The organism is Hahella sp. NBU794 (assembly GCF_050749805.1).
In the GTDB taxonomy this organism is placed as follows: domain Bacteria; phylum Pseudomonadota; class Gammaproteobacteria; order Pseudomonadales; family Oleiphilaceae; genus Hahella.
This window is the reverse complement of the sequence record NZ_CP192738.1, coordinates 4,290,574-4,314,014: the sequence shown is the minus strand read 5'-3', so window position 1 is coordinate 4,314,014 and position 23,441 is coordinate 4,290,574. Positions and strand designations below refer to the sequence as shown.

At 53.7% G+C, this 23,441-nt stretch carries 15 protein-coding genes; 11 read left to right on the top strand and 4 right to left on the bottom strand.

Features of this window, described 5'->3' with window-relative positions; genetic code table 11:
- Nucleotides 1-4: 4 nt before the first annotated feature.
- The 8 genes from ACQYWX_RS18725 to dinG all read left to right on the top strand — a co-directional run bounded on the left by ACQYWX_RS18725 (nt 5) and on the right by dinG (nt 13,563).
- Nucleotides 5-394 carry a VanZ family protein gene (locus ACQYWX_RS18725; protein ID WP_431689522.1) on the top strand — a complete coding sequence of 130 codons (390 nt, stop codon included), beginning with the start codon at nt 5-7 and terminating at the stop codon, nt 392-394.
- A 270-nt stretch (nt 395-664) separates the two neighbouring features.
- Nucleotides 665-4,537, top strand: a complete 3,873-nt coding sequence (gene hrpA / locus ACQYWX_RS18720; protein ID WP_431685925.1) for an ATP-dependent RNA helicase HrpA — start codon at nt 665-667, stop codon at nt 4,535-4,537.
- A 136-nt stretch (nt 4,538-4,673) separates the two neighbouring features.
- Nucleotides 4,674-5,795: a beta-ketoacyl-ACP synthase III gene (locus ACQYWX_RS18715; protein ID WP_431685924.1), complete on the top strand. Its 1,122-nt coding sequence runs from the start codon at nt 4,674-4,676 to the stop codon at nt 5,793-5,795.
- Between the two features lie 490 nt (nt 5,796-6,285).
- Nucleotides 6,286-7,011, top strand: coding sequence for an MlaA family lipoprotein (locus ACQYWX_RS18710; protein ID WP_216735554.1), 726 nt, complete (start codon nt 6,286-6,288; stop codon nt 7,009-7,011).
- Nucleotides 7,012-7,174: 163 nt separating this feature from the next.
- Nucleotides 7,175-8,647, top strand: a complete 1,473-nt coding sequence (locus ACQYWX_RS18705) for a DUF3336 domain-containing protein (RefSeq protein WP_253938152.1) — start codon at nt 7,175-7,177, stop codon at nt 8,645-8,647.
- Between the two features lie 161 nt (nt 8,648-8,808).
- Complete coding sequence (locus tag ACQYWX_RS18700) at nt 8,809-10,584, top strand: ExeA family protein (RefSeq protein ID WP_431689521.1); 1,776 nt, start codon at nt 8,809-8,811, stop codon at nt 10,582-10,584.
- A 9-nt stretch (nt 10,585-10,593) separates the two neighbouring features.
- On the top strand, nt 10,594-11,400 hold the full coding sequence (locus tag ACQYWX_RS18695) for a general secretion pathway protein GspB (RefSeq protein ID WP_431685923.1): 807 nt from the start codon (nt 10,594-10,596) through the stop codon (nt 11,398-11,400).
- 6 nt (nt 11,401-11,406) lie between these two features.
- Entirely contained in the window at nt 11,407-13,563 is a 2,157-nt protein-coding gene (dinG, locus tag ACQYWX_RS18690) for an ATP-dependent DNA helicase DinG (RefSeq protein ID WP_431685922.1), read from the top strand.
- Nucleotides 13,564-13,890: 327 nt separating this feature from the next.
- Here the strand turns inward: dinG and ACQYWX_RS18685 are convergent, their stop codons facing one another.
- A complete protein-coding gene (locus ACQYWX_RS18685; RefSeq protein WP_431685921.1) occupies nt 13,891-16,575 on the bottom strand; it encodes a LuxR C-terminal-related transcriptional regulator in 2,685 nt (894 codons plus the stop codon).
- 170 nt (nt 16,576-16,745) lie between these two features.
- Nucleotides 16,746-17,516: a sulfite exporter TauE/SafE family protein gene (locus ACQYWX_RS18680; RefSeq protein WP_216735559.1), complete on the bottom strand. Its 771-nt coding sequence runs from the start codon at nt 17,514-17,516 to the stop codon at nt 16,746-16,748.
- Nucleotides 17,517-17,658: 142 nt separating this feature from the next.
- Between ACQYWX_RS18680 and cysB the strand changes: the two genes are divergently transcribed.
- Nucleotides 17,659-18,633: an HTH-type transcriptional regulator CysB gene (cysB, locus tag ACQYWX_RS18675; protein ID WP_216735560.1), complete on the top strand. Its 975-nt coding sequence runs from the start codon at nt 17,659-17,661 to the stop codon at nt 18,631-18,633.
- Between the two features lie 27 nt (nt 18,634-18,660).
- On the opposite strand, the gene ACQYWX_RS18670 is transcribed toward cysB, so the two are convergent.
- Nucleotides 18,661-19,386: a phosphoadenylyl-sulfate reductase gene (locus ACQYWX_RS18670; RefSeq protein WP_431685920.1), complete on the bottom strand. Its 726-nt coding sequence runs from the start codon at nt 19,384-19,386 to the stop codon at nt 18,661-18,663.
- Between the two features lie 479 nt (nt 19,387-19,865).
- Between ACQYWX_RS18670 and ACQYWX_RS18665 the strand changes: the two genes are divergently transcribed.
- Both ACQYWX_RS18665 and thrH read left to right on the top strand, forming a co-directional pair.
- Nucleotides 19,866-20,348, top strand: a complete 483-nt coding sequence (locus tag ACQYWX_RS18665; protein WP_431685919.1) for a T6SS immunity protein Tdi1 domain-containing protein — start codon at nt 19,866-19,868, stop codon at nt 20,346-20,348.
- Nucleotides 20,349-20,796: 448 nt separating this feature from the next.
- Nucleotides 20,797-21,411 carry a bifunctional phosphoserine phosphatase/homoserine phosphotransferase ThrH gene (gene thrH, locus ACQYWX_RS18660; protein ID WP_431685918.1) on the top strand — a complete coding sequence of 205 codons (615 nt, stop codon included), beginning with the start codon at nt 20,797-20,799 and terminating at the stop codon, nt 21,409-21,411.
- Here thrH and pabB read toward each other — a convergent pair.
- Nucleotides 21,408-22,739, bottom strand: a complete 1,332-nt coding sequence (pabB, locus tag ACQYWX_RS18655; protein WP_431685917.1) for an aminodeoxychorismate synthase component I — start codon at nt 22,737-22,739, stop codon at nt 21,408-21,410. The genes thrH and pabB overlap by 4 nt on opposite strands.
- Between the last annotated feature and the right edge of the window lie 702 nt (nt 22,740-23,441).

Here is a 23,441-nt window from a genome sequence, read left to right as displayed (position 1 = left end):
GATTATGCAGAAAGCGGTCAGTCTGTTCGCCTTTGGGTTTCTGGCGTTTATTCTATGGATTATCTATCTGGCGGATACTGGTGGAGCGAGCATTTTCTTCGACTTCGTCCAATCCATTCCCTATGGCGATAAACTGGGGCACTTTTGCTTGTTTGGCGTCCTGACTCTGGCCGCTAACTTCGCCTTCAAAACCAAACACCTGAAACTGGGCCCGATTCCTCTCTATGTCGGCGCGCTTTGCGTGCTTACATTCGCAATAGGGGAAGAGTTGACGCAGGCGTTCTTTCCCTCCCGCACGCTGGATATCACCGATGTCATGGCGGATGTGGCCGGCATTGCGTTTTTTTCCTGGGTGACCCTATTGCTGTCCGCCAAGAAGGCGGCTGAGTCTTAGCGTTACATTGGATGTATATCCTCTACGCTGCAGGTTTTAAATTCTTCATGAAGAGTGAAGAGAACAACTGGTGTTATTAATAAAATAATGAAACTTGATGTCGTGGATAGTCTCGCGCCAGTGGTCATTTTTCTGAGTGCAAATTACGAGTATGACTGCCTGAATTTCAAGCTGTTGCGTGGTTACGCTATCCCATTTACCGCTTAACTATTAACCCATTTCCCGCTAACATCCGCATCCTGAATTAGTATTGGTTAAAAAGTATATTACATGTCGAGTGAGTCTCGTTTTGACCCGTCCCTGGTGTTAATCAAAGATCGTTTTAGATTGCAGAGGCAATGGCGGGAAATCGCAAAGGGTTCTGTTGCGGAAAAGGACGTTGAAAAATTCTGGCGCGCGACACTGCGTTCTATGGAAATTCGGGCGACGCGCCTGCAAGCGATGCCGCAGGTGCGGTATCCGGATAATCTGCCAGTCGTCGATAAGCTGGAAGAGATCAAAAAAGCCATTTCTGAAAATCAGGTGGTTATCATCGCCGGTGAGACCGGCTCCGGTAAAACCACGCAGTTGCCGAAAATCTGTCTGGATCTGGGGCGCGGCGTGGACGGTTTGATCGGCCACACGCAGCCTCGTCGTCTGGCGGCGCGCTCCGTCGCTAACCGCATTGCCGAGGAGCTGAGCTGCGAAGTTGGCAAGCAGGTGGGGTATCAGGTCCGTTTTACTGATCATACCGACGACAGCACGTTGGTGAAGTTGATGACCGACGGCATACTGCTGGCGGAAACCCAGAATGACCGTTTCCTCAATCGTTACGACACGATCATTATCGATGAAGCCCATGAGCGCTCGTTAAATATCGACTTCCTGATCGGTTATCTGAAAAACCTCCTGCCCAAGCGGCCCGACCTCAAAATCATCATCACCTCCGCCACGATTGACCTTGAACGCTTCTCCGAACACTTCAATGGAGCGCCTGTGGTGGAAGTGTCTGGCCGCACTTATCCGGTAGAGCTGCATTACCGTCCCTTGACCACTATGGACGACGAGGTGGATATCGGTCTGCAGGATGGCGTTGTGCATGTGATTCGGGAAATCGAGCAGATGGAGCGTGAGCAGCGCAAACCACCCGGAGATATCCTGATATTCATGGTTGGAGAGCGGGAGATTCGCGAGACTGCGCAGAGATTGCGTAAAGAGGAGTTTCGTAACACGGAAATCCTTCCCCTGTACGCTCGGCTCAGTAATCAGGAGCAGAACCGTATTTTTCAGTCCCATGGCGGACGTCGCATTGTCGTCTCCACCAACGTGGCGGAAACTTCCCTGACGGTGCCGGGCATTCGTTATGTGATCGATCCGGGGCAGGTGCGCATCAGCCGCTATTCATACCGCTCCAAAGTGCAACGACTGCCGATAGAGGCGATTTCGCAGGCCAGCGCCGAGCAGCGCAAAGGCCGCTGTGGTCGGGTGGCGGAGGGTGTGTGTTTCCGGCTGTACTCTGAGGAGGACTTCGTCGGTCGCGACCCCTTCACCGATCCGGAAATTCTGCGCACCAACCTGGCGTCGGTCATTCTGCAGATGCTTTCGTTGCGTCTGGGCGATATCCAGAAGTTCCCTTTCATGCAGAAGCCGGACAAGCGGTATATCAATGACGGCTACAAGCTGCTGGAAGAGCTGGGCGCGGTTAACGCGCAGCGGCAGATGACGGCGATAGGACGGACCCTGGCGCGTTTCCCCATCGATCCTCGTCTGGCGCGAATGCTGGTGGCCGCTGCGGAAGGGCATTGCCTGAAAGAAATGCTGATTATTGTTTCCGCCCTGGCGGTGCAAGATCCAAGGGAGCGTCCCATGGAATTTCAGCAGGCGGCGGATGAAAAGCACGCGCAGTGGGCGGATGAGCAATCGGACTTCGTCAGCCTGCTGAACCTGTGGAACGGTTATGAGACGCAGCGCCAGGAGTTGAGCGCGAATCAACTGCGCAACTTCTGCAAGAAAAACTTCCTGTCTTTCCTGAGAATGCGCGAGTGGCGTGACACTCATCGCCAGCTGTTGTTGCTCTGCCATGAGCAAAGCTACAAAGAAAACACGGAGCCCGCTGCTTATGACGAACTGCATCAGGCTCTATTGGCGGGGCTGATCACCCAAATTGGCCAGAAAGACGAAAAGGGCGAGTACGCCGGCCCCCGTCAGCGCAAATTTGTGATCTTTCCGGGATCGAAAGTACGGAAAAAGGCGCCGAACTGGATTATGTCGGCGGAAGTGGTGGAAACCAGCCGTCTGTTCGCCCGCACCGTCGCTCGCATGGAGCCTGGCTGGATAGAAAAGGTTGCGCCGCAACTGCTCAAGAGCAGTTATCTGGAGCCGCACTGGTCGAAGAAGCGAGGCGAAGCGTTGGCGTTCCAGCAGGTCTCTTTGTATGGCCTGATTGTGGTGCCGCGTCGCCAGGTGAGCTACGGCCGCATTGATCCGCAGTTCAGTCGCGAGGCGTTGATCCGGGAAGGGCTTATTGAAGGCGAGATCAACAGCCGCCTGCCGTTTATTGTGCACAATGCGGAATGCCGGGAGGAAGTCGAGCAGATAGAAGCCAAAGCCCGTCGTCGCGACCTGTTGGTCGATGACGAAGTGTTGTTCCAGTTCTACGATGAGCAACTGCCCGCGGACATCACCACCGTCAAAGGGTTGGAGTATTGGTACAAGCGCTTGTCGGACGGTGACAAAAAGGCGTTGCTGTTATCGCCGGAAGCGCTGTTGCGAGTGCTGCCGGAGGTGAAGCTGGAAGAGCAGTTTCCCGACACATTGTTGTGGAATGGGCAGCAATTTCAGCTGAGCTACAAATTTGAGCCGGGCGCCAAAGACGATGGCGTGACGGTGCGCATGCCCGCCGCAGCCATGGCGCAGGCGCCAGTGGGTCTTCTGGACTGGTTGGCCCCGGGAATGCGTAAAGAGAAGTGCGAGGCGTTGATTCGCTCGCTGCCGAAGGCGATTCGGAAAAACTTTGTGCCTGTCCCTGATTTCGCCAAGGCGGCCAGTGACGCCATGGTTCCGGATAACCATCCCATGTCTCTGGCGTTGGGTGAGCAGTTGCGCAAAATGACCGGCATGCAGGTCGCTCCTGAGCAATGGGATGAATCCCTGCTGCCGCCTCATCTGCGCATGAATATCCAGGTAGTGGACAGCCAGGGCGGCGTGATTGACCAGGGACGAGATTATCATGAGCTGGTTAAAAGGCTTGAAGGACGCCTGGAAAAGTTGGCGCAGGAATCTGGAACCTTGTTCAAAGAGCAGGCAGGGCTGACTGAATGGAGCTTCGGCGCCATGCAGGAGAAAGTCGCCGTCAGCCAGGCGGGCGCCAGTCTGTTCCTGTATCCCTATTTGCAGGATCAGGGAACGTCCGTAGCGTTAAAGTCGGCGTTCGACGCGGGGTTCGCTCAGGCGCAGCACCGTCTCGGCATGGCGCGGCTGATCATGCTGAGGCTGGCGGATACGGTGAAGTATCTGAAGAAGAATCTGCCCAAGCTGAAAGAGATTGGATTGTACTATGCTCCAACCGGAAAGCTGGATGGTCTGGTGGACGAGCTTGCCTTGACGGCCTGTATCGAGGTCTTTCTTAAAGACAAACCTGCGATCGCCAACGCAGATGAGTTCACTCGACGGGTGCAGCAGTATAAGGCGGATTTAATCCCCAAAGCGGAAGAGCTTGCGTTGTTGCTGCATGAGATTTTGCAGGCCTATCACCGCATAACCAAAGCCTTGGGTAAAAACACGGTTTTGGCGCTGGCGATGTTTTTGGGAGATGTGAAGCGGCAGCTTCAGCACTTGGTGTACCCCGGGTTTCTCACGGAAGCGCCGCTGGAATGGTTGCGGCAATATCCGCGCTACCTTGCCGCGATAGAGGAGCGGTTGGACAAGATGCCACGGCAGATCACTCAGGAGCGCCAGTTCCAACTGATGTTCGAGACGCTATGGTCGCAATACAACGCGAGAAAAGAGAAGCACCAACGGGAAGGTTATGTGGATGAAGAGCTCGCCAATTTCCGCTGGATGTTGGAGGAGTATCGGGTTTCCTATTTTGCGCAGAAGCTAGGCACCCTCATGAGCGTGTCGGAGAAGAAGCTTCAGAAGCAATGGGAAAAAGTCCGAATTTAATTCCGCTTCTTAACATAATGGTCACATTCTTCTGGGCGCGCCGGGGCAAATTCATCCAGCCCCGGCGCTGTTATGTGCTAAGATTTCTCGTCAATACGCGAGTGCAATAACTAATTAAATAAGTAGAGGCTGAATCGTGAGTTCTGTAGTCATTAGCGGCACGGGCCTGTTTACCCCGGCTTACAGCATATCCAATGAAGAGCTGGTGGCTTCGTTTAACGCCTATGTGCAACGTTTTAACGAAGAGAACAAAGAGAAAATCGAGTCAGGGGAAGTCGCCGCGCTACAAGAATCCTCGGCTGATTTTATCCTCAAAGCATCCGGCATCAAAAGTCGCTACGTTCTGGACAAAGAGGGCGTACTGGACGTAGACCGTATGCACCCCTATATCCCAGAGCGCAGCAACGAAGAGCCAAGCGTGCAGTGTGAAATGGCGGTCGATGCGGCGAAAAAAGCCATGGCTGAAGCGGGCAAGACCCCGGCGGACATTGATGCGGTCATTGTCGCCTGTTCAAACCTGCAACGCGCTTATCCCGCAGTGGCGGTGGAAGTGCAGAGCGCCTTGGGCATTGACGGTTTCGCCTATGACATGAACGTCGCCTGTTCTTCCGCTACGTTTGGCATTCAGGCTGCGGTCAACGCGATTGAATCCGGTTCCGCTCGCGCGGTATTGGTGGTGAATCCGGAGATTTGCTCCAGCCACCTGAATTTCAGGGATCGCGACAGCCACTTTATCTTTGGCGACGCCTGCACGGCGATTCTTCTGGAGAAGGCGGAGACTGCGACCAGCCAGCACCAGTTTGCAGTTATCGGAACCAAGCTTAAGACACTGTTCTCCAACAATATCCGCAACAACTTCGGCTTCTTGAACCGTTGTGATGAATCCGGGATTGGCAAGCCAGACAAACTCTTCGTCCAGAATGGACGCAAGGTGTTTAAAGAAGTGGTGCCAATGGTCTCCGAGATGATTGTGGAGCATTTGGGTGGCAACGATATCGACGCCTCCAGGCTCAATCGCATGTGGCTGCATCAGGCGAACTTGAGCATGAATCAGCTGATTTCAAAGAGAGTGCTGGGACGAGAGGCGACAGCGGAAGAGGCTCCAACCATTTTGGACACCTACGCCAACACCAGCTCAGCCGGCTCCATCATCGCATTTCACCTGAACAAGCAGGACCTGAATGGCGGCGCATTGGGCGTGATCTGCTCCTTTGGCGCAGGTTATTCCGCCGGCAGCATTATTGTTCGCAAGGTTTGATTCAGTCTGAAATCCAGACCTTTCTTTTCTCTGGCCGTGGCGAATGCGTCGCGGCTTTTTCATTTCTGGGCCTGACTCCTTCTTTATTTTGGATAGTCAGCGCAACCCGTTTCATTGAACTGTAACTATTCATAAGTGTCATATTGAGACAGACTCGTGGACGGGAACTGAGTTGAAAGACGCAAGCTGGGGTCGCGAATCATAAAGCCCGGGCTACAGAGGAATACCTACTTTGAAGTGGATACTTTGTCAGGTAGACTGCTCGGCCGTTGCAAAAATGTGAGTTAGCCCGCATATTAAACGGGCCTTTGAGCCAACCCGCCGCCATATCCAATAAAAATAAGCGCCCGCGGCCAGTTCAGCATTCCGCGTAGCGACGACGTTGAGAGGTCGCCGCAAGAAGACGGAAGCTTTGAGAGTCTTGAATACCGCCGAAGTTAAGCCAGACTGAAGAATACAGAGAGCCCCCCAAGGCGCTTAAGTGGGATTTATGGATACGAGTAAACCGCAGCATACAAGGCGTTTGTCCGCCGTTTTGTTATTGTCAATGGCCGCACCCGCAGGGGCGATGGCTTCTCACCCACAGGACCCGTGGGAATCTTACAATAGAAAGGTTTTCGCCTTTAACGAATTTCTCGACGACTACTTTCTGCGCCCCGTCGCCAAAGGCTATCGGGCAGTGACCCCGGAAGTCGTCGATCGCTCAATTACGAACTTTTTTGGTAACCTTGGCGATGTCGTTACGCTGGCCAACAATATTCTGCAGTTGAAGCATCACGAGGCCGCAGCGACGGCCAGTCGTATCATGTTTAACAGCACTTGGGGAGTTGGCGGTCTGTTCGATGTGGCGACAGCCTTTGATATTTCCGTCGACAAAGAGGATTTCGGTCAGACGCTTTGTTATTGGGGCGTACCCCAGGGCAACTATCTGATGCTGCCGTTCCTGGGCCCAGGCACGATTACCGACACCATTGGCCGCATTCCTGATAGTTATGCGGACCCGGTAGGGTATCTGTTCTCTGAGCCGGAAAGATATATCGCCAGCGCAACCCGTATTGTCGACAAACGCGCCGATATTATTCCGGCGGAAAATCTGATCCAGGGCGATCGTTATACCTTCGTCAGAAACGCTTATCTGCAGCAGCGTGAGTTCCTGATCAACGATGGCAAGATCGAAGATCCCTTTACCTCCGACGACTTCGACGAAGACTATTGATCCTGTCAGGCGGGAGCCAGTCTCTCGCCGTCTCATCCTCATCCTTTTTCTCGCCACGCCTCTTTCCGTCCTTCACTTGTTTAGCTACTTGCGGCCCTCCCTGTCCGATAAGCTATATTTAATCTAAGGATTTGATAGCTGGGTGGGAATGATGTCGAGATATTTGAACACGAAACTTCACAAGTACCGTAAGGCGATGGCCGAGGCGAGAGATTACGCCACCTGGCGTGACGCCGCGCTGGAGCTGGACTATCTGGAAGGGCATGTGGAGTGGAAGGAGTCATTCGCCAGCGATTTATACAATTATGAGCTGATTTATGACCGCCTGATGGAGCTTCGCAACGCGATGCAGGGGCGGGATCACTCCAAACTGATCCGCAGTTTGCGCGAAGGGTTGCACCATGACCTCGGCAATATGGGGAATGCGTTGCTGTATCAGCACAGTTATATCGGCACCAAGCACTTGATTGAGGAGTACGTCAATCAAGTCTGTGATGCGCTCAATTACGTCTGTGACAATGATATTCCCGAGCTGCCGCCGCGGCAGAAACTGGAGTTTTTCAAAGATACGTCGATCAGCTTCGGCCGGCCTTCACTATTGCTGAGCGGGGGCGCGACATTGGGTCTGTTTCATCTTGGCGTGATCAAGGCGCTGTGGGAGCGCGGCCTGCTGCCTCAGGTGATCGCTGGCTCCAGTGTTGGGTCCGTCATTGCGGCCATGCTGGGGACTCATACTGATGCGGAAATTCCGGAAATGCTGGAGCCCCATCGCCACAATCTGAAAGCTTGGCGCTGGATGGGGATGTTCAATGGTCTGCGCGGGCGCGGGTTTATGGATATCCGCCAGCTGGAGAAATGTCTGCGTTCGAATATTGGCGAGTATTCCTTTTTAGAGGCCTATCAGCGTACTGGCCGCAGCATTAATATCTCTGTCTCGCCCGTGCATCATCACCAGAAGGAGCGCTTACTTAGCGGTTATACCTCGCCTTATCTCCTGGTATGGAGCGCTGCGCTGGCGTCGTCGGCGGTTCCCGCAGTGTTCCCGCCCGTGCGTTTGATGCGCAAGGATGAGAACGGCGGCATTGTTCCCTACATGCCGAAACTTCGCTGGGTGGACGGCTCAGTGGTGAGCGATCTGCCTATAGAGCGACTCAAGCATCTGTATGACATTAACTTTTCCATTGTGAGCCAGACCAATCCGCATATCGTTCCATTTATGAATGCGAAGAAACGCGACCAGAAAATCAGTCTGGCGTCGCTGCCGTTGCGGGTGATCAAGGCGGAAATGCAATTTCACGGCATGGGCGCGTTCGATTATCTGCGGAAACAGGCCGAGCCGGAACTGCTGCGGCAGCTGTGCGGGCAAGCCTATACGGTTTTGGCGCAACGCTATTATGGCGATGTCACCATTGCGCCCCGTTATAGCTTCTGGCATTTCCGGCGGATGCTTTCCAATCCCTCGCCGGATGTCGTCGAGCGCCTGGCGCTGGAAGGCGAGCGCGCCACTTGGCCGAAAATATCCATGATTCGGACACACTCCAAGATCAGTCTGACTCTGGAGAAAGGAATCAAGCGATTGAAAAACAGGCTGCAGGGACGCAAGGCGGAATTGCGGGTGGTGAACGTTACCAAATAGACATAATAGAGCGCAGTCGCGACGCTGACGGGGAATTTATGTGTTTCATGGACGAATCCCTGAAATTTGCCGTTTCTATAATTTAACTCCGTCGTCCGGCGCGTTACACTAGCGCGTTGACAGTAACTATGCCCGCGCCAACAGGCGCAATTTTGGATTCCATGTACGAAGCGTTTTTCGGATTAAAAGAAAGCCCATTTTCCATCGCGCCTGATCCCCGTTATCTCTACATGAGCGAACGCCACAGAGAGGCTTTGGCGCATTTGTTGTACGGCATTGAAAGGGAAGGGGGCTTCGTGCTGCTGACCGGTGAAGTCGGCACCGGTAAGACCACCACCTGTCGCTGCTTTTTGCAGCGGGTGCCGAAAAACACGGACATCGCTTTCATCCTGTATCCGAAACTCACCGCCAGAGAGCTGTTGGCCACGATCTGCGATGAGTTGCACATCGCTTATCCCGCCCAATGCTCCATCAAGATCCTGATTGACGTTATTCACAAGCATTTGCTGAAAGCGCACGCGGCCGGCAAGCATACTGCGCTGGTGATTGATGAAGCGCAGAATCTGTCTTCGGATGTACTGGAGCAATTGCGACTGCTCACCAACCTGGAAACAGAAAAAAAGAAACTGTTGCAGATTATTTTGCTGGGGCAGCCGGAATTGAAAGAGCTGCTGCAGCGGCCGGAATTGCGTCAGTTAGTGCAGCGCATTACGGCCCGTTATCACTTGGACGCGCTCTCACCCGTGGATGTGCGCGCCTATATCGGTTATCGCCTGTCCGTTGCAGGCTGTCGCAAAGAACTGTTCAGTAATGCGGCGATCAATAAGGTTTATAAGCTCAGTCGCGGCATACCTCGTATTATCAACCTGATCTGCGACCGGGCGCTGTTAGGCGCTTATTCGGAAAACAGCCAGGTGGTGACCCCTGCGCTGGTCAAGATGGCGGGCAAAGAAATTGGCCTTAACGCCAAACGCACCACCGTGAAATGGTTGGACAACTGGATCGTCAAAGGCTTCGCCGCTGGCGCGTTGGCGGGTGGTTTGACCCTGGTGCTGGGCTTGTCGCTCAATCAGGATCGCCGCCAGCCGGAAAAGGCCATTGGCGCGGTTGCGCAGGCGTCCGCCTTATCGGATGCGAGCGAAGGGGGAGGCCAGATTCAGCGGGATGAGGGCGCGCTTAAAGACGCCGCCTTACCTTCCGAAGAGAAAGGGGGCGCTTCTGAAGCTTCCGTCGGCGGCGCGACTGCAACCGCCGCTGCACAGCCCGCCGCCTGGGTATCGCCAGTGGCGACCTCAGCATCCAAGGTGCTGGGCGGCTATCAACCCAAGGGCGACAATACGCGTAAGGCCTATCAGTCTGTGATGCATATCTGGGGACTGGCCGACAATGCCGGCGCTCGCGGTTTGGTGTGTGAATTCGTAGAGACTCGCGGGCTGCGCTGCCTGCATCGACAGGGCAATTGGCGCAGCCTTCTGCAGCTGAATCGTCCAGCCGTGTTGAAATTGATGAATAATACCGGCGAAACCTTCAGCGCTGCGCTAATCTCCGTATCGGCGGATCAGTCAGCGGTGATTGAACTGGATGGGGAACGTCATACTATTCCTTTGGCGGAACTGGATGGGCATTGGCAGGGCGATTACAGTATTTTGTGGAAAGTGCCTCCTTATGCGTCCATGGTGATTCAGCCAGGGGAAGTGCAGGGTGAAAATGAGTGGATTGACGGCAAGATCAAACGGGTGAACGAGGTTTGGCTGTCTCAGGGCGAAAAGCCTTCACTGGAGCCGCTGCCCGACACCTCATTGAAAGACCGGGTGCGTTGGTTTCAACAGGAGGTCGGGATATTGCCGGACGGCATTCCCGGCGCCATCACCCTGATCATGTTAAACAGCTGGACTGACAGCACAGCGCCTCTGCTTATTCCGATCAAGCGCTCATAGGAAAACGACATGTCCTATATACTTGAAGCCCTGAGACGTTCCGAATCAGAAAGGTATCAGGAAAAGCTGCCTGACGTGGTGCAAGGCGGCGCATTCATGATGCCCCGTAAAGAGAAGCGCGCGCCCTGGGCGCTGATTCTCATTTTATTGCTGAGCCTCAACGCCATCGCCCTGGCGATTTTCTTTTTTATGAATCGGCCTTTCGAAAAAGAGACGCCAGTGGAGACAGCCTCCGCTGACGCCGCTCCCGCTTCATCTACAGCCTCGTCGGCGACCGCTCCTGCGACGCCAGCGCAACCCCTGTCAGCGCAGCCAGCTGCCGCGAGCGCTCCGAGTCAGGCGGTTCCCGTACAACCGATGAGCGCGAATAACTCGGACTTTATGGTTGATAAGGTGCCCCTGGATACCGCCTCGAACACCGATATCTATGTGGATCTCGGTGGTGAAGAAGAGGAGACGATCAATACGGATGGCGGCATGCTGATCGCGCCCTCCAGCGGCGCTTCACGCAGAACGATGATTATCCCCGGCTCTGGAGCGGCGGAAGCGGCTCAGAACGTGGAAGATCAGTATCCTAATATTTCTGAGCTGAGTACGGCTTTTCAGCAGCAGATTCCAGCGATGGAGTTCAATAGTCATATCTACAGCGCCAGTCCGGATGACCGTAGAATTATGATCAACAATAACTATCTTCGGGAAGGACAACGTTTCTCCGGCCTGAAGGTGTATCAGATTACCGAGAACGGCGTAGTGTTGGATAAAGGCGGCCAGTTATTCTGGATTCCCGTCATCCGTAACTGGGCTCCCGAAAGTTAGGCGAGCATGGTAAGTGAAGGTATAAAGGAGCAGATTCAGTCCGCCTATCGAAAGTATATCGCCGCCCGTAACATCAAGCCTCGCTCCGGGCAGCGGCATATGATCGCTGAGATAGCGCGTTATCTGTCCTCCATCGAACTGGACGGCGAGTTTCGCCGCAGCAACGACGCCACCACTTGTGTTGTGGAGGCGGGGACCGGCACAGGGAAAACCCTGGCCTATTTAATGGCGTCCATTCCGTTCGCGGCCGCGTTGCGCAAAAAAATCGTTATTTCCACCGCCACCGTGACGCTGCAGCAGCAAGTCGTGCAGCGTGAATTGCCGTTGCTGGCGGAGCACACGGATCTTGAATTCAAAGTCGCGCTGGCGAAAGGGCGCGGGCGCTATATCTGTCTGCATAAACTTGATTCCTATCTGGCTGGCCAAGAGCAAGGCATTTTGTTGCTGGATGGGCCGCAGGAGAGCGGTGGGCAGGATGTGGATGCAGAGGCCTACCAACGGTTCATGAACTGGATGGTGGACAAAGGGTGGAGCGGAGACTGGGACAGCGCCCCGGAGCCCATCGAAGAGACGATCTGGTCAACGGTGACCACGGACCATCGCCAGTGCCTGAATAAGCGTTGCTCATTCTTTACTCAGTGCGCCTATTACAAGGCGAAGATGGAGTCCGAAAAGGCGGAAATTATCGTCGCGAACCACGATTTGGTGTTCGCGGATCTGGCGTTAGGCGGCGGTTTTGTTCTGCCGCCGCCGGAAGAAACCATTTACATCTTTGACGAAGCCCACCACATGGCGGATAAGGCGTTGAATCACTTCGCCTTCAGCGCCGGTTTGAAATCCTCGCAGAAAATGTTGCGTGGACTGAGCCGCGCCCTGGTGGAAGGGCAAAGCGTTTTCGCTTACGACGAGCAGATCACCAACCGGGTCAGCCCAATGGCGGCGTTGTCCCAGGAAATGCATCACCATCTCGACGCCGTCGCCCGGTTTCTGAATGAAACCATAGAGTGGGAAGAAAACGACGAGCGCGCCACCTTTCAATACCGTTATCCCATGGGCGTGATTCCCGAGGAGCTGCGCAAGCTGTCAGCGGCGATGGCGGATAAGGTCGCAGAGATGAATAAGGAACTGGAGGCGGTGCTCAAGCGCTTGCGGGATCTTGCAGAAAAAGAGCAGCAAGGCGGCGCGCAGCGACAGGCCTATGATCAGGCGGTGATGGCGCTGTCGGTGTATCAGTCGCAAGTCGAGAATCTGGAAGATGTATGGCGAATCATGGGCGAGGAAGTCCAGGCAGGTCACACGCCAACCGCCCGCTGGCTGACGACCTGGGCTAAAGAAGCGGATAGCGATGTGGTCGTGCATGTCAGCCCCACCAATGCGGCGCATCTGCTGCGCAAGCGGCTGTGGTCGCGAGCGTTTGGCTGTGTGCTGACTTCCGCGACGCTGAGTGTGGCGGGGCGCTTTGACCGCCTGGCGGGACAGGTGGGCCTTCCCGACGGCAGTATCTTTGCGATTCATCACAGTCCGTTCGACTTCAACAACAATTGTACTCTGGAGTTGTGCGATCTTGGTCGCGACCCGCAAGACTCAGAAAGCTATCTGGAAATGCTGAGTCAGGCACTATTACGCATCATTGATGAAAAGCAGGCCACCTTGGTACTGTTCAGCGCGCGCAAACACATGCAGTTCGCCGCCCGCGCCCTGGCGGATACCAAACTGGGGAGCCTGATCATCACCCAGGACTCAGGCAACAAAGGCCAGCTGATCGACAATCACCGTTCGCGAGTGGATGAAAACAAGGGCAGCGTACTGTTTGGTCTGGCCAGTTTCGCCGAGGGTCTGGACTTGCCGGGAGATTATCTCAAGCACGTCATTATTGCGAAGCTGCCTTTCGCCGTGCCGGATGATCCGGTGGAGGCGACCTACGCGGAGTGGCTGAAATCCAAGGGCGGCAATCCGTTCAACCAGGTGGTGCTGCCTGACGCAATCACGCGTTTGCTACAGGCATGTGGACGCTTACTGCGCAGCGAGAGGGACAGCGGTAAGATTTCGATTATGGACCGTCGTCTGTGGACGCGCTCCTACGGCCGTATCATTCTCAACGCGTTGCCGCCTTACAAAGTGGTCTCGGCGGATATTCGTCAGCCCACCGCCAGTGAATCCTAGGCTTATAACTTATAAAGAGCCACGTCATCCTTATATAAGCAGGAAACAACGGCATATTGCACTGCGCTAAAGTATGGGCGTTGTCTGAAAATGCCGAAGCGGCCGGAAAAAGGGGCGGCGAGTTCGAAGCTGCATAGCCAGACATCGCCGCTGGCGCAAAACAGGAGATGAAACTTCCTGCGCTCATAAGGAGACAAAAAAAGCAGGGACAAGCCCTGCAAGAGAATTCGAAATGAAAGGCTTTGTCGAATTCGATTCATAGGGCTAGCGTAAAAAATGAGGGGGCGTAGCCGCATCGTCCATAGGGCGTAAAAAGGAGGTAATGGATCACAACAGGCCTAGATGACGGGCCCGGGCCAATGCTTCCGTACGGCTCGCCGCGCCGATTTTTCCGTATATATTGCGAATGTGCGCCTTTACGGTGGCGGGCGCCAGGAATAATCGGTCCGCGATCTTTTTATTGGGGAGCCCTTCGTAAATCAGCGTCAGCACCTCCATTTCCCGCTTACTTAACTCTTCCAGCAAACCTTCTGTCTGGGTCTGCGGCTCTTCTTCTCGCATTGGCGCAGCATTCTGGGAAGATGAGGTGACTTGCAGCTTTTCCAGGTAAGCCGGGCTTGTTTCGGCGATATCCAGGTTGGCGTATAACGGCCTCAGATAGGCGTCGTCCGTCAGGAACATGGCGACGAAATCGTTGCTTTCACCCAGCGCCAATGCCTCACTTATCAGGCGGAGCGCGGCCTCTGACTGATTTTGTCCCCCCATAGCGGCGGCGTGCAGCAGTTTGGCTTGCGCCTGATAACGGGAAGAGCCGTGGTTTTCGGCGAGAGCCAGTATAAGTTCAGCGGTTTCCTGCAAATTGCGCCATTGCTGTTTGCGTAGAAAAAAACGCGCCTGTGCAGACAGGTTTTCCATAGCCTCAAAAGGCGAAGCCTCTTTGGGGTCTTTGCCCAGAATAAGGGCGCAAACGGATTCAGCACTGGCTATGTCGCCTTTATCCAGCAGGCAGTGCAACTTGCCGGCCAGAACGGGCGGGGCGAAGGCAGCCAGTTCGCGCTGGTTATATTCCAACTGTTCGCGAGCCTGTTCATAATGACGTAGCGCTTGCGGGTAATCGCTGCAATGGCGGTTGAATTCCGCCCAGGTGTAATAGGTGATGAGCTTCTGTTGCGGCTCCGCGTTATCTACGAATGACAGCATTGGTTTGAGAAAGCGCTCGGCGTGTTCCTGATTGCCCAGGGCGCAATGGATCAGCACCAGCGAGCTGTTCAGCCAGCATGAGACAATATTGGGTTCAGGGCCGTCCTTATGATAACTCTGCACCCAGAGTTCCGTTTGTCGGAACAAATTGATCGCATGTAGAAACTCCCCCTTGATTTGCATGATCCATAGCAGCAGGCCCAGGCTGGAAAGCACGGTGGAGAAGCGTTGCTCCAGTTTGCCCAGCGTGACGGCTTCCTTTAATGCCGCAATGGCGTCATCCAGTCGCCCCAGGCCGTAGTAGTCGTTGCCCAGACCGAAGTAGGCCAGGGACTTGATTGGGGCGTTGATCTGCTGCAGGTCCTGTAAGACGGACTGCGTCAGCGCGCTGGCGGTCTGAATGTCCTTGCGGCTCCGCGCGGCGTAGGCTTCGAGCAGGCGCAACTCATGGCGCACGGTATCATCCTGCTCGGGCAGCAAAGGGTGCTTCTTCACCGCTTCCACCAGATCGGGAATGGCGGCGAACTGGTTGTCGTAAAGCAGACACCATATTTTCAGCAGTTGCAGACGCAGTGACTGGTCAAGTAGCTCTTGCGGGGCGTCGTTAAGCCATTCAATGATGTAGAGGTGGTATCCCTGCCGGACCAGTTGGTTGCCGATGCTCTCCAGGGTGGATTGCAGCAGATCCCAGGCCTGAATGTGCATGATCAATTGCACGGATTCCAAATAAAGTCTGCGCTCCAGGCAGGCTCGCACGACATTGCGGCAGTGTTGTAGATGCACTTCCGGCTGGCGCTGCCTCAAGCAGTGCAATGCGCCATCGCGGAACAGCTCATGGAAACGAAACCATTGGCCAGCGTCATCCAGAGGAATCAGAAACAGGTTGCGCGCTTCCAGCTCCTGCAATATCTGATGGCTGTCCTGAGCGCTTCTGACCTGGTCGCACAGCGGTGCGTCAAAGCGGGGTGCTCCCGCCATTTCCAGAATGAATTCACGCAGATGGGACGGTAGATCGTCCAGTACTTCCTGGGCGACGTAGTCGTCGATCTCTTTCTTAGCCTGGGCTAGCGCCTGCTCAAATTTCTCGTTTGATAAGGCTCCGTCCGCCCGTTTCAAATCCGCTTGCGACAATAACTGCAACGCCGCAGCCCAGCCGCCGGTGGAGCCGACGACGCGAGCCGCAGCTTCCGGGCTGACTTTGACGTCTAATGCAAGGGCGAATAAGTCTGCGACTTCCTGCGAGTCGAACACCAAGTCTGCGGAATAGAGCAATTTGGCGTAGCGTTTTACCTTCCAGCGAGCGAGCGGAAACGACGGCTCGTTACGGGACGTGACGAGCAAGGTGAAGTTGGCGGGCGCGAAGTCCACCAGATAGGTTAAGCCGTCGAAGATGTCCTTGTTGGCGATATGATGTAGGTCGTCCAGAACCAGCACAAAGTGGCGATCCTGATACTGGTGTAGCTGGTTGATTAGCGCAGTCACCAGCACTCTGACGTTGGTGTGCGCTGTTTCCTGCAAGTGCGCGCGCAGCTCTCTGATGTCGTCCAAGCCGTTACGACGCAACCCTTCTACGACATAGCTCCAGAATGTAGTGGCGGAATTATCGGCAGGATCGAGCGAGATCCAACTGGTAAGCGCATGATGAGACTGCGTCCATTGCCGCGCCAGCGTGGATTTTCCAAAGCCGGCGGGTGCAACGAGGCCAATAAAGCGGGCGCTGCCGGGTTCGCCGATGCGGGCAAGCAGACGCTGCCGCGTTAACAGGCTGTCGTCGAGGCGAAGCGGGAAAAGTTTGGTTTCGAGAACGATCATGCGCAGAGTGCAGTCAGTATGGCCAAAAGCGGGTTTCAGTCTTTATGGAAACTGAAAACTTGTCAACTGAACTCAATTAAATCAATGAAATATGCGCGCCATACCCCGTTAGAGCGGGCTCTTTAACGGGGTGCTGGATGAATAGAGACATTAGCCGTCTGCGTCAATTATCAGAAAAACGCGTATTTGACGCCGATGATCAACAGCATGCTCGCCAAGGCGGGGCGCAGCACGGCCGAAGGCATCCGTTTAGCCAGGGCGGTTCCGAAATGGATCGCTGGCAGAGAGCCGATCAACAGGCTGCCGAGCAGATAGTAGTCTATGTTCCCTAACTGCATGTGTCCGAGACCCGCAATGAAGGTCAGGGGAACGGCGTGAGCGAGATCTGTGCCGACGACGCGGGACGAAGACAAAGCGGGATAAAGCAGCATAAGCAGGGCGGTGCCGATAGCGCCTGCGCCGACGGAGGACAATGTCACAAACACGCCCAGTATGACGCCCATAAATACGGTGACCCCGGCGCGTCGCTCGTCGCTCATGACCGTCGCCCCGGAGCTGGCGCGCAGCAACCGGTCTTTAAATAGAAGCACAGCGGCGGTGACGATCAGCATCAAGCCCAGGCTGGTGGTCAACAGGTGTTTATACGCTTCCGGGTGAGGGAAGTAGTGCGCGAGAACTTGGGTGGTGATGATCGACGCGGGAATACTGCCAGCGCCGAGGGTGGCCGCCAGCTTCCAGTTTACCGTGCCGCTGCGGGCGTGAGTGACGACGCCGCCGGACTTGGTGATAGCGGCGTAGAGCAGATCGGTGCCGATCGCCGTATGCGCGGGAAAGCCGAAAAGAATCAGCAACGGCGTCATCAACGAACCGCCGCCAACGCCTGTCAAACCGACCAAAAAACCAACGCCGGCCCCGGCGACAATATATAAAAGAATTTCCATAGAGATGGTCTAAACTAACAAATGCGTAATAAGCCAAGAATTATTTGGCCAATCTAGCTAGATTTATCTATTCTTAAAAAGAATATTTATTTATATTTTTATCTCCAATTATAATAACGCCGGGCTGCAAGGAGACAATTCAATGAAACTGCAACAGCTGAGATACATATGGGAAGTCGCCCATCATGATCTCAACGTGTCCGCCACTGCTCAGAGTCTTTACACCTCACAACCCGGCATCAGTAAACAAATCCGTCTGCTGGAGGATGAACTGGGCGTGGAGATTTTCTCTCGCAGCGGCAAGCACCTGACCAGGGTGACGCCGGCGGGAGAGACCATCATCAAAGTCGCCGGTGAGATTCTGCGTAAGGTCGACGGCATCAAACAGATCGCCCAGGAATTCAGCAATCAGCGTAAAGGCGACCTCAGCATCGCCACGACTCACACGCAGGCGCGATATGCGCTGCCTTCCATCATTCGCAGCTTCATTCAGGAATATCCGGAAGTCTCGTTGCATATGCATCAGGGCACGCCAATGCAGATCGCGGAAATGGCGGCGGACGGCACCGTGGACTTCGCCATCGCCACGGAAGCGCTGGAGCACTTTTCCGATCTGATCATGATTCCCTGCTACCGCTGGAACCGCTGTGTAGTGGTGCCGAAAAACCATCCTCTGGCCGAGAAGAAGAAGCTTGAAATAGAAGATGTGGCGGCGTTCCCTATCGTTACATACGTGTTCGGCTTCACTGGGCGCTCTAAATTAGATGAAGCCTTTAGTGAAAAAGGGCTGACGCCAAAAGTAGTGTTCACCGCGGCGGATGCCGACGTTATCAAGACATATGTGCGACTGGGATTGGGTGTTGGCATCATCGCCCGCATGGCGTATGACCCGGTGGCGGACTCTGATTTGGTGGCCCTGGACGCCAGCAAGCTGTTTCGTCCCAGCACGACGAAAATCGGCTTTCGGCGGGGGACGTTTATTCGTGGTTACATGTACGAGTTTATCCAGCGTTTCGCACCTCATCTCACCAGAGAACTGGTGGATCAGGCGTCTCAAAAGGCCACCAAGGCGGAAATCGAAGAACTTTTCGAGAGTATCAGCCTGCCCACATACTAGAGGTTGCTGCGGGCAGGCGCGTGGGGCTCAGCTTTTGAGGTTGCCTGCATGTAGCCCGCATTCCTTGATGGTGGACTCCTCCCACCACCAGCGTCCTTCACGCTCATGTTGATTGGGTAGCACGGGTCGCGTGCAAGGTTCGCAGCCGATACTGATGAATCCTTTTGTATGCAGTTCATTGTAGGGAACATCGAACATCCTGATGTAGTTCCATACGTCCTGCGACGTCCAATTCGCCAGAGGATTGAATTTGACCAAAGGATGATCCGGCGCGCCAAATGCGGCGTCTTCTTCCACTAACGCCACTTTATTACGTGTACTGGGACTTTGGTCTTTTCTTTGCCCGGTGATCCAGGCGTCGACGTTAGCGAGCTTGCGCCTTAGCGGCGCCACTTTGCGAACGCCGCAACATTCAGAGTGGCCATCTTTATAGAAGCTGAAGAGCCCCTTTTCCTTGACCAGACGTTCTACGTCCTCCGAGTTGGGGTATAGCGTTTCAATTTGCAGATTATAGTGATCGCGTACTTTTTCGATGAATCGATAAGTCTCGGGATGCAGGCGGCCTGTATCCAGTGTGAACACCTGGATGTTCTTCTTTAGTTTGCTGGCGATCTCTATCAGAACCACATCTTCTGCGCCACTGAACGAAATTGCGATATTGTCGTAAAGCTCCAACGCCTTACGCATCACTTCCTTGGGGCTCCACTCTTCCATCTCCCTGGCGAGTTCCTTTACATCATATTCGGGTGTCATCAACTGGCGCCTTGTAGCAGAGAAATTAGACGCCTGTAGGCTAACAAATTGTTGATAGTGCTAAAAATAATAAAGACTTATATCTAAAGAACGAAAACAAAAAAAGGAGGCCAAGAGGCCTCCCAAGATTTGATTCTAAGCTGTTGACACAACAGGTCTGTGTCACTACGAGAGAAAGTGTAGACCAAGAATAAAATAATGCCTCATGAAAACAGTCAACTTTACGTTTGGATGTGGTGAGGTGGACTGCGCCCCAATACTTCTGATGTTTAAGGCTTGATGCTGTGGGATAAGACAATCAGGGGAAGGGGCGCTAAAAAGAAAAAAGGAGGCGTTCAGGGCCTCCTAATTCGGTCGGTGGCTGCTTCTGCAAGGGTTTATCACCACCGTAAGATCAGTATAGTCCATTTGGATTAACTATGTCTGCATGTTTAACTGTAAAGACTTGTAACTGAACCCTCAATAATAAAGGAAGTCATATGTCGATAACCTGGAATGATCTGACAGTAAATATCGAGCGCCTTGATAAGAGCTGTCTCATAAGTGACTGGCGTTGGTTGGTGGGAGACGCCGCGCAACCCATTTTGATTTCTTCCACAGGCGACGCTTATCTCCAGGAACGTAACGGAGAGGTATTTTTGTTATCCACGGGCGATGGGACCTATGAGAAAGTGGCGGATTCCTACGAGGACTTTCGTCATAAGCTGCGAGATACGAATCTGGTTAATGAGTGCTTTTTGGCGGCTATCGTCGCGCAGCTCAAGGAACAAGGCTTGGTGTTAAAACCTGGGATGTTGTATAGCTTCAAAAAACTGCCCGTGCTGGGAGGCGACTATGTGGCGGAAAACTTTGAACTTGCTGATATAGAGGTTCACTTTTCTATAACTGGCCAGGTTCACAAACAGGTCAAAGATATACCCGCTGGCGAAGCAATTCAGTTAAGTGCCGTGTGGCGAGAATGAGATAGGTAGTAGAAGAGAGGGCGTCCTCAATAGATTCGGGACGTCAGGCAGCCGTCCCGGACTGCAAACCGGGACGTGACTAATTATTCAAGTTAGAGGTGATTTAAAGTATTTGATTCGCCAAAACTAACGTCAGAGTTAACCCTAACGCGTTAAACGCAACCAGACCAGCCAGCTTTTTTGCGCTGATGTACATCGGACTCTCCTCTATAGTTTGATCTTGTTATTTTTTTCGTAAACTTATGTGAAATCTTGTTTACATCTTTAATCGATTTTAGCTTTATTCATCGAATATGCAACCCCCTGCTAAACCCTTATGATTAAGGCGATTTTTAGGAAAAGCAGCACTGGCCTGGGCTGCTGTAGGGCGCTGCGTCACGCCTGAAACGAGCGGCGTAGACGTTTGTTTCTGTAACTTTCAATCGAATAAAGATGACAGGAGTGAGTCGTGGAACTAGCGTGTCTGGATTTGGAAGGGGTGTTGATACCCGAGATATGGATCGCTTTCGCGGAAAAAACTGGGATAGACGCTTTACGTGCGACGACCCGGGATATCCCGGACTACGATGTGTTGATGAGGCAGCGATTAAGAATCCTTAATGAACATGGCTATGGGCTGCCGGACATCCAGGCTGTTATCGCCACATTGGAACCGCTTCCTGGAGCCCAGGAATTTGTCGCCTGGCTGCGCCGTCGGTTTCAGGTGATGATTTTGTCCGATACATTTTACGAGTTCGCAATGCCATTGATGGAGAAGCTGGGGTGGCCGACATTGTTGTGTCATCGCCTGGAAGTCGATGAGCGCGGTAGAGTGACGAATTACGTGCTGCGCCAGAAAGACCCAAAACGGATGTCGGTGCAGGCGTTTCATGGCCTGAATTACCGTGTTATCGCTGCGGGGGACTCTTACAACGACACCACGATGCTGGCGGAGGCGGATGCCGGGATTCTGTTTAATGCACCTGACAACGTGATAACTGAATTTCCGCAGTTTCCCGCGGTGTTTACCTATGGCGAACTGCGAGCGGAATTTATCAAAGCCAGTCGCCTGGTGACGGACTAATCTTCGCGTTTGCCGGGAAGCTCTCCGCCGAGGGCTTCGACGATGTGTCTGATTTTGACGACAGACTCATTGTATTCCGCAAGGCAGTCGGAGTCCGCGACAATGCCGCCTCCGCCCCATACATGCATGTCGCCCTGTCTGCAGGTCATGGTGCGGATGGCGATATTGCTGTCCATACGGCCATCATTGGACAGATAAAATACGCTGCCGCAGTAAGCGCTGCGGGCGTGACCCTCAAGCTCATCAATAATTTCCATCGCCCGCTTCTTGGGAGCGCCAGTAATTGACCCGCCCGGTGAACAGGATATCAGCGCTGCGAAAGGCGAGACGTCGTCGCGCAAGGTGGAATTCACTGTGCTGACCAGATGATGGACGTTGCTGTAGGTCTCCAGCGCGCAGAGCTTTTCCACTTTGACGCTGCCGATTTTGGAAATCTTACCCAGGTCATTGCGCAGCAGGTCCACAATCATCACGTTTTCCGCTCGATCTTTGGGACTGGAGGTAAGGTCCTCAATGTGGCGAAAATCGTCGGTGGCGCTGGCGCCGCGCGGGCGGGTGCCTTTGATCGGCTTGGTGACGACATCGCGACCGTTCACCGTCAGAAATTTCTCCGGCGAAAAGCAAAGCAGATCGCCATGACCGCTGCGGAAAAAGGCGGAATAGGGAGCCTTGGCCGCCTGCCTTACATTTATATAAGCCTCCAGAGGATCGCCTGCGTAAGCGCCTGAAAAGCGTTGCGTCAGGTTAATTTGATAGCAATCTCCAGCGAGAATGTACTCCTTGATTCTGTCGAACTCGGTTGCGTACTGCTCGTAGCTCCAGTCCGGAGCAATCGCCCGAGTGACGTTGAAAGCTTCTGTGGCGGGGGCGTTTTGTTGCAGCAGGCTCTGGAAAGCGGGCGTTCCGAAGCCAGTAATCATCTGTTTGTCGTGTTCTACGATCAGGTAATGGTCATAGGCGCCAATGCAGGCGGATGGAAATACGGACTCTCGACGCCAGTTGTGGTCGCCTAGCAACTGGTTGCGCCCAAACTCATAACTGATGAATCCGATCAGGCCGCCTTTGAAACAGGGCGTCGGAAGGGGCGCGCGGGGTTGCTGAGCAAGCGCCAGCAGGTTGGCATAGGAAATGGGCGTCTCTGTCTCGCCAGGACGGGAGAGAAAGTGGGTGTTGCCCTGGCTGCGGGCTATCCATTCCGGATCACAGGCGATAATTTCAAAGGCGCGCCCCTCTTGAGTTCGACTGTCCAGCCAACAGAAGCCAGGACGGGAAGATAGCAAGTGAATGACGGCGTTATAGTCTGCGTAGGGAATGGTGAAAACTGACATCAACAAATATTGGCCTGGTTAAAAAGCGCCTCTTTCGGCGCTCGCTAAGCGCCATTGGCTTATTAATCCGACATTTTAACCTTCCGGCTTCCATTTTTCAGGCGCTCGGACGGCGGTGTTTCGCGGCCGGACTTCTTATTGTCTTACGTCTATTGGCTTGAGAGGTCTCAAAAGACTGCGGAATTGTAGTGTTAGCGAGCGCATATTTGAAGTTGCTCACGTTTTTAAGTCGCTGGCGGCGGCGTTTGGACCTCCAGTTCGGTCGCAATTAACCGTTTGGCTGGCTCTTGGCAGGAAATTTAAAAGGATGTTTATCTATTGTGATGCGCTTTTTGGCGGCCTTGTCGGACCGTATATAGGCCAGATGGCCAAATAGTGTCTACCCGTTAACACTTCTTAACAAACGGCCTGGTTTCTGTGATTTCATTCACGGATTCGCCGGTTACACAACCCTACACTGGCCTCGTGATTGTGAAACACAAATCAAACAAAAACGAAACGTTTCACGATGCTCAGGCGGTTGTACTTAGTCGCTAATTGTTTGTTTTTAAATGGAATTCTAGACGCATATTAATAATATGGAAACTGTGAGAGTAATCACGGAAAACCAATGAAGCGTAAACTAAATTAACAATCGCTCAGAATTATTCGGTCGGTTGTCAAACAATTTGTTTGATTATTGAGCGGTAATCTGAAGCTCAC

Coding starts and splice junctions, on each gene's coding strand:
- ACQYWX_RS18725 (WP_431689522.1), top strand. CDS start 5: ATGCAGAAAGCGGTCAGTCTGTTCGCCTTTGGGTTTCTGGCGTTTATT.
- hrpA (WP_431685925.1), top strand. CDS start 665: ATGTCGAGTGAGTCTCGTTTTGACCCGTCCCTGGTGTTAATCAAAGAT.
- ACQYWX_RS18710 (WP_216735554.1), top strand. CDS start 6,286: ATGGATACGAGTAAACCGCAGCATACAAGGCGTTTGTCCGCCGTTTTG.
- ACQYWX_RS18700 (WP_431689521.1), top strand. CDS start 8,809: ATGTACGAAGCGTTTTTCGGATTAAAAGAAAGCCCATTTTCCATCGCG.
- ACQYWX_RS18695 (WP_431685923.1), top strand. CDS start 10,594: ATGTCCTATATACTTGAAGCCCTGAGACGTTCCGAATCAGAAAGGTAT.
- dinG (WP_431685922.1), top strand. CDS start 11,407: ATGGTAAGTGAAGGTATAAAGGAGCAGATTCAGTCCGCCTATCGAAAG.
- ACQYWX_RS18685 (WP_431685921.1), bottom strand. CDS start 16,575: ATGATCGTTCTCGAAACCAAACTTTTCCCGCTTCGCCTCGACGACAGC.
- ACQYWX_RS18680 (WP_216735559.1), bottom strand. CDS start 17,516: ATGGAAATTCTTTTATATATTGTCGCCGGGGCCGGCGTTGGTTTTTTG.
- cysB (WP_216735560.1), top strand. CDS start 17,659: ATGAAACTGCAACAGCTGAGATACATATGGGAAGTCGCCCATCATGAT.
- ACQYWX_RS18670 (WP_431685920.1), bottom strand. CDS start 19,386: ATGACACCCGAATATGATGTAAAGGAACTCGCCAGGGAGATGGAAGAG.
- ACQYWX_RS18665 (WP_431685919.1), top strand. CDS start 19,866: ATGTCGATAACCTGGAATGATCTGACAGTAAATATCGAGCGCCTTGAT.
- pabB (WP_431685917.1), bottom strand. CDS start 22,739: ATGTCAGTTTTCACCATTCCCTACGCAGACTATAACGCCGTCATTCAC.